Consider the following 6200-nt stretch of genomic DNA (forward strand, 5'->3'; position numbering starts at 1 on the left):
CCGGGCCCGGTCGATGGTCAGTCGACCGTCAGTCGATGCGCCGGGCCGTGCCCAGCAGGCCCGTCTCGGCTTCCGTCCCCTGCGTCATGACGAACTGCCGGTCCCGTGGCGTGCACCACAGCGTCACCCCGTCACCCAGCGTAGGCAGCGAATCCACCGCCCGCCGCGACAGGTTCATCAGCCGTCCGACCTGCTCCGCCTCGTCCGGCGACACCCGCTGCACGCCCACCAGAGCGGACTGCTGCAGCAGTCGCGGCGCCGTCGGGCTCAGATACGGCAGCAGGGTCAGCACCGACTGCCAGGGCCCGGCCACCACGCGCCCGCGCGGCGGCCGCATCCCGCAGTCGCGGATCACCAGCACCGGACTTCCCGCGGACGCGCCCTGCGGCGGGACCCGGCCCACTTCGTGCAGGGTCACGCACTGCTGCCCGCCACCCGCCGCCTGGGCCAGCCCGGACCACACCTGCGCGCGCCCGGTCTCCACCGCGACCCGCGCACCCGTGGCCGCCGCGCGCAGCGCCAGCACCTGCGCCGTCCACAGGCCGCCGATCAGCGTCACCTCGTACGGCGTCGGCCGGTTGATGCCGAGCACTGCGGGCCTGCCCTCGGCGTCCACACCGATGACGACCCCGTCGTCCCCGACGGGCAGTGCCAGCGCGTCCAGATCCGAGGCCGACACCACGTGCCGCTCCCGGCGCGGGCCGACCAGCCCGAAGCCACCCCTCATCGGGCCCCTCCCAGCGGAAGCGAAGCCAACAGCCCCGGCACCTGTTCCCGGTCGAGACGGACGAGCCCGGCCTTCACGCCGCGCGCCGTACGCTCCAACTCGCGCCGCGCCGAAACCAGTTCCTCGTCACTGCGTCCCGTCACCCGTACGTGTCCCGACAGGGTGACGCCCTGTCGCTCGGCGGAGGACATCGTGAGGCTGAAGTTGGTCGCCAGCGCGGGCAGCGAGGTCAGCAGCGCCACGAACTGCGGCAGTGCCGCCCCCGAGCCGCCCAGCAGCGGCCAGCGCGCGATCCAGTACGTCGTGTGCCGCCGGTCGTCGCAGCGCCAGGTCCGCGGGGTCTCCTCGGTGCGCCGCCCCGTACTGGCGGACCGACCCGCCTGGGTGATCGCCATCGGGTTCGCGCACGAGGAGGTGGCCAGCGCCGCCGTCAACTCCTGCTCGGTCAGCACGGTGGCCTTGAACCCGGCCCCGGTCAACCGGCTCGCCAGCTGGTCGGCCGCCCGCACCACGCACCGCTGCGCGCCCGCCAGTCCGCCGCCGCGCGCGGTGACCGCCTCGGGGCACAGCTCCGGATCGAGCTTGAGGGCGATCCAGGTCAGGCGCACCGCCGGAGTGCCCGTACGGGCCTGCAGCGGGGCGTAGTTGCGCGTGGCCATCGACTGGGCGGGCAGGTGCGGGGCGGGCGCCGGCTGGGTGTGCTGCACCAACTGCGCGGACTCCAGCCGGATGCCGTCCACTTCGAGGATGTCCCGTACGAGTCCCAGCGGCAGCGGCCGCTCCGCCCGGTCGGGCCGCAGCGCGGTGGCGTCCGTGTCCACCTGGACGACCGCGGTCAGGAAGGTGCCGTCGCCGACCATCCCGACGGGCCGCCGGTCGCGGTCGCCGAAGGTGAGCGTCCGCAGCGCCGGATCCGCCTCGACGAGCGGCGCCAGCCCGGGCTCGGTACCGGCGGGCACCGCCAGGGAAGCGGAGCGCCGCTTGCGCGCGCGCAGTGCGAGGGCGCCGCCGAGCCACTCCGGCAGGGACCGCTGGTGACGGCGTACGACCGCGAGCACCACCAGGGCGAGCGCGAGAACGCCGGCGGGGACCAGCAGCACCGGATCCACCACCCACGCCACCAGCAGGGCGGCCGCCGCGGCCTGGAGCAGTACGAGCTGTTGCAGTCGGAACGGGCCGAAGCGGCCTGGGCTCGACTTCGGATGCGGCGCCACTCCGCCCCGTGCGGGTGCGTCGGTACCAGTCCGTGGCCGCGTCGCGGTGGCCATCACTCGCGCAGCTCCCCTTTCCGGGGCCCGGCCCCATGAATTCCGGCGCTGCGCGGCACCTGCCGCCCGACCACCGGAATCTCCCCAATCCACCCCGACGAGACCTGATGCCCCGATGATCCTGAATGCTGTGGTCCGGAACGCGCCGAGCGGCAGCCTCACCCTACCCGGCCCCTGCATACGGTCCGTCAAGAGGCATAGTAGGTGCCCGGTCCGACTATCGAGGCCCGGGGACGGGGACACCTCCCAGCGGTAGCTGGGGGAGTACTCACCGGCCGGGCCGTGCGGGGAGAAGCAAGCGGTCATGGCATCACGACGTGATGAGCTCAACGCGTACACCTTTGCGAAGCGGCGCACGGTGGCCGCGTTCCTCCAGCCTTCCGCCACGGGAACCGAGGAGGGCGCACCGCGCCCGCTGCGCGCCGTCCTGCCGGGCCTGATCACGGGCGCGCTGGTGATCGCGGGCTTCGGCGCGTGGGGCATGTTCAAGCCGACCGCCCCCAAGGGGTGGGACGCTGCCGGGGTCCAGGTCATCGTCGGCAAGGAGTCGACGACGCGGTACGTGGTCCTGACGACGAAGGTGGACGGCAAGGAGCAGAAGAGGCTGCACCCGGTGCTGAACCTCGCCTCGGCCCGGCTCCTGCTCGAACCGGCCAAGTCCGGCAAGGTCGTCACCGTCGCCGACAGCGTCCTGGACAGCGGCAAGGTTCCGCGCGGACCCATCATCGGCATCCCCTACGCCCCCGACCGGCTCCCCTCCAAGGACGACGCCGGCAAGGCCAAGCGGTGGGCCGTCTGCCAGCAGCCGGGCGGCAACAACAAGGGCGTGCAGACGGCGACCTTCGTCCTCGCGGACCGCGAGGCCGGCCGCATGGACGACCAGCGCAGGCTCACCGACAGCCAGGTGCTGTACGTGCAGAGCACCGGCGCGGGCAAGGAGCGCTACCTCGTCGACGGTTCGGGCACGAAGTACAAGTTCCCGGAGGGCACTCCGGCAGCCGGGACGATGACCAACGCCCTGGTCGGCACCGGCGCCACCCCGCAGCAGGTCACCGAGCAGTGGCTGGCCACCCTCAACTCCGGCGACGAGCTGGCCTTCCCGCAGCTCCCCGCGAAGGCCGGGACCAACGCCGACGTCAAGGGCCTGGGCGCCGCCGACAACAAGGTCGGCATGGTGCTCACGGCGCAGACCGGCGCCGGCACCCAGAACTACGTGGTGCTGCCCGGGAAGGTCGTCCCGGTCTCCGAGTTCGTCGCCTGGCTGCTGATCTCGGCCCCCGCCACCGACGGCCTCAACATGCACGGCAAGGCCCGCGAGGTCGACCTGCAGACGCTGAACCCGGACGCGACGACCCGGTTCGCCGGTGACACCAGGTGGCCGCAGAAGAAGTCCCAGCGGATCAACGAGACGGCTCCGGCCGCCGGCGGCCAGGCCGCGGGCCCCGGAGGCGGCCGCGACACCGTCTGCAACGTCCTGCACTCCGTCGACGCCCAGGGCGCCCAGACCCTGAGCACGTGGGCGGGCACCGCGTTCCCCATCGACATCACCGCCAGCGGCACCAGTTCCTACGTCACTCCGGGCTCCGGACTGCTCTACACCCAGGTCCAGGGCAAGCAGACCACCGCGGGCGGCACCCTCTTCCTGGTCACCGACACCGGCCTGCGGTACGCCGTACAGAGCAACGGCGACAGCGACACCGAGAAGTCGAAGATCGGCGCGGCGGACCCGCAGGCCAAGGGCTCGACGGACGCCCGCCCCGAGGCCAGCCAGGCGCAGATCCGGCTCGGCTACGGCAGCGTGACCCCCTCCCTGGTGCCCATCGCCTGGTCGGAGCTCCTCTCCAAGGGCCCGCGCCTGGACACCAACTCCGCCCGTCAGCCGCAGGGTTCGTGAGGAAACCGCCGATGCCGCCCAAGCCCCAGCCCCGCAGCCGCAGTCACAGCCGTGGCCGCCTCGCGCGGCTCCTCACCGCCTCCCTCGTCCTCCTCGGCACCTGCGCCGCACCGGCCGCGGCCGCGCCGCGGCCTCCGTACGCCTTCGGCCTCGACGGCTCCGGCGAGTGCACCTTCCCCATGAAGAAGCAGATCGCCGACCGCCCCTGGGCCCTGCAACGCCTGCTCCTCGACGAGCTCTGGGCGCAGACCAAGGGCAAGGACAAGAAGGGCAACAGCGTCCGCGTCGCGGTCATCGACACCGGAGTGGACAAGGCGAACCCGCAGCTCGCCGACGCCGTCGACGCCGGCGCCGGCAAGGACTTCCTCGACCCGAAGGGCAACGGCACCACCGACACCGTCGGCCACGGCACCAAGGTCGCCGGACTGATCGCGGCCCGCAAGCAGGAGGGCACGGGCTTCGTCGGCCTGGCCCCGGAAGCCACGATCATCCCGATCCGGCAGAACGACGGGCAGGGCAAGGGCGACGCCCTGTCCCTGAGCCAGGCCATCGACCACGCCGTGGCCAAGGGCGCCCAGGTCATCAACATCTCCCAGGACACCGACGTGCCGATGCTCCCGGACTCCGAGCTCGGCAAGTCGGTCCAGCGGGCCATCGAGGCCAAGGTCGTCGTCGTGGCCTCCGCCGGCAACGACGGCATGAGCGGCGAGAAGCGCAAGACCTACCCGGCCGCCTTCCCGGGCGTGCTCGCCGTCGGCGCCTCCGACCGCAACAACGAACGGTCCGCCTTCTCCCAGCCGGGCGACTTCATCGGCGTCGCGGCCCCCGGCGTCGACATGGTCTCCACCGTCCCCGGCTTCGGCCAGTGCATCGACAACGGCACCAGCTTCTCCGCCCCGTACGTCGCCGGGGTCGCCGCCCTGCTGCGCGCCGAGCACGACGACTGGAGCGTGCAGCAGATCGTCTGGCAGATCCAGAACACCGCCGAACGCTCCGTCAAGGGCCGCGACGACTACGTCGGTTGGGGAGTCGTCGACCCGGTACGGGCCGTCACCCAGGACCGCGAGCCGCCCAAGGCCCCGGTCCCCGACCCGGGCCCGCCGCCCGCCGCCGCCCCGGAGGTGGCGGAGCTGACGATGGCCGAGACGGCGCAGGAGCGCCAGGAGCGCCTGGGCACGTACGCTCTCGGCATCGGCGCCGTCCTCATCGCCGTCATCGCGGGCACCGCGACCGTCGCACGGGACACACGGAACCGCAGACGCCGTTTGCAGTGAACGGTCACGGTTCATCAACAGAAGCGGACCGCTGGTGTTGGGCAGGGCAGCCGAACTGGCTAGAGTGACAACAGGCTTCACGACTGTGATCGGGGGATTCTCGTGAAGCGGAGGGGGATCTCCAGGGCGTGTGGCCGAAATCCGCGCCGGAAGTGTCCGCTCCGCCACGTAATCCGCCGTTCCTGCCGGCGAATTGAGAAGTGAGGAGCTTCGGATGAGCAACAATTTCGGACTTGCAGACGATCCCATCGTCCAGGCCAAGAACAAGATCTCCGAAACGGCCGAGGCCGTCACCACCCAGGCCCGTGAGCTGGCCGACATCCTCGCCACCGTGAGCGCGGGCTGGACCGGTGTGGGTGCCCAGGGGTTCGTCAACGCCCAGACGGTGGTGAACGAGGACCACGACCAGATCCGTCGGCTGCTCGGCGTGCTGCACAACGCGGTCGCCCAGACCAAGAACCTGAGCAACGCCCAGGACGACGACGTGCGAGCGGCCTTCAACGCCGTCCAGTCCAACGCGGGCGGCAACACCTCGGGCCTCAACTCGATCTGACGCACGTCGTATTCCGGTAAGCCCCGCTCAGCGCTAAGGAGAAGAACATGGCTGCCACTGACGGCCACACCAAGGTCACATACGAGTCCGTCCAGCAGATGGCCAACCGCATCCGCACGGTCTCGAAGAAGATCATCGACGACCTGGCCTCGATGGACCAGGCGCTCAAGGTCGTCACGGACACCTGGGACGGTGAGGCCCACGCCGCCTACGTCCAGCTCCAGGCCAAGTACAAGGGCCAGGCCGAGCACATGAAGAACCAGCTCGAGCAGGTCGCCCAGACCATCGAGCGCGGCAAGGACGACTACCGCTCCACCGACGTCAAGGCCTCGCGCCTGTTCACCGAGGCCTTCTGAGCCAGGTGTGGGAGAAGGGGCGCGCCCGTCCGGGCGCGCCCCTTCCGCATGTCCGTGTACCCGCACGGGCGGTGGCGGTGCAGGTGGAAAACCCCCTCCCCGGGCCCCCCAACAAAAGCCTCCCACAC

Annotated in this window: 6 protein-coding genes; 4 read left to right on the forward strand and 2 right to left on the reverse strand. The window is 71.6% G+C overall.

What is annotated here, in order from left to right; all coding sequences use genetic code 11:
- Positions 1-28 precede the first annotated feature (28 nt).
- Entirely contained in the window at positions 29-727 is a 699-nt protein-coding gene (locus tag ACFYYJ_RS25090) for a hypothetical protein (RefSeq protein WP_384748896.1), read from the reverse strand.
- Positions 724-1998 carry a type VII secretion protein EccE gene (eccE, locus tag ACFYYJ_RS25095; RefSeq protein WP_385363869.1) on the reverse strand — a complete coding sequence of 425 codons (1275 nt, stop codon included), beginning with the start codon at positions 1996-1998 and terminating at the stop codon, positions 724-726. Before eccE ends, ACFYYJ_RS25090 begins: the two co-directional genes overlap by 4 nt.
- 301 nt (positions 1999-2299) lie before the next feature.
- Here eccE and eccB point away from each other — a divergent pair, with 301 nt between their 5' ends.
- The 4 genes from eccB to ACFYYJ_RS25115 all read left to right on the forward strand — a co-directional run bounded on the left by eccB (position 2300) and on the right by ACFYYJ_RS25115 (position 6072).
- Positions 2300-3889, forward strand: coding sequence for a type VII secretion protein EccB (gene eccB, locus ACFYYJ_RS25100; protein WP_385363868.1), 1590 nt, complete (start codon positions 2300-2302; stop codon positions 3887-3889).
- Positions 3890-3900: 11 nt separating this feature from the next.
- Positions 3901-5163: a type VII secretion-associated serine protease mycosin gene (gene mycP / locus ACFYYJ_RS25105; protein WP_389135583.1), complete on the forward strand. Its 1263-nt coding sequence runs from the start codon at positions 3901-3903 to the stop codon at positions 5161-5163.
- A gap of 214 nt (positions 5164-5377) precedes the next feature.
- Positions 5378-5716 (forward strand): WXG100 family type VII secretion target, encoded by a 339-nt coding sequence (locus ACFYYJ_RS25110; protein WP_385124247.1) that lies wholly within the window; start codon positions 5378-5380, stop codon positions 5714-5716.
- Between the two features lie 47 nt (positions 5717-5763).
- Positions 5764-6072, forward strand: a complete 309-nt coding sequence (locus ACFYYJ_RS25115) for a WXG100 family type VII secretion target (protein WP_385124244.1) — start codon at positions 5764-5766, stop codon at positions 6070-6072.
- Positions 6073-6200: the final 128 nt, after the last annotated feature.

The organism is Streptomyces sp. NPDC002467, assembly GCF_042889825.1.
In the GTDB taxonomy this organism is placed as follows: domain Bacteria; phylum Actinomycetota; class Actinomycetes; order Streptomycetales; family Streptomycetaceae; genus Streptomyces.

What these genes read in the sequence shown, in the direction of transcription:
- eccB (WP_385363868.1), top strand. Translation starts at nt 2,300, where the DNA reads ATGGCATCACGACGTGATGAGCTCAACGCGTACACCTTTGCGAAGCGG.
- mycP (WP_389135583.1), top strand. Translation starts at nt 3,901, where the DNA reads ATGCCGCCCAAGCCCCAGCCCCGCAGCCGCAGTCACAGCCGTGGCCGC.
- ACFYYJ_RS25115 (WP_385124244.1), top strand. Translation starts at nt 5,764, where the DNA reads ATGGCTGCCACTGACGGCCACACCAAGGTCACATACGAGTCCGTCCAG.
- ACFYYJ_RS25090 (WP_384748896.1), bottom strand. Translation starts at nt 727, where the DNA reads ATGAGGGGTGGCTTCGGGCTGGTCGGCCCGCGCCGGGAGCGGCACGTG.
- ACFYYJ_RS25110 (WP_385124247.1), top strand. Translation starts at nt 5,378, where the DNA reads ATGAGCAACAATTTCGGACTTGCAGACGATCCCATCGTCCAGGCCAAG.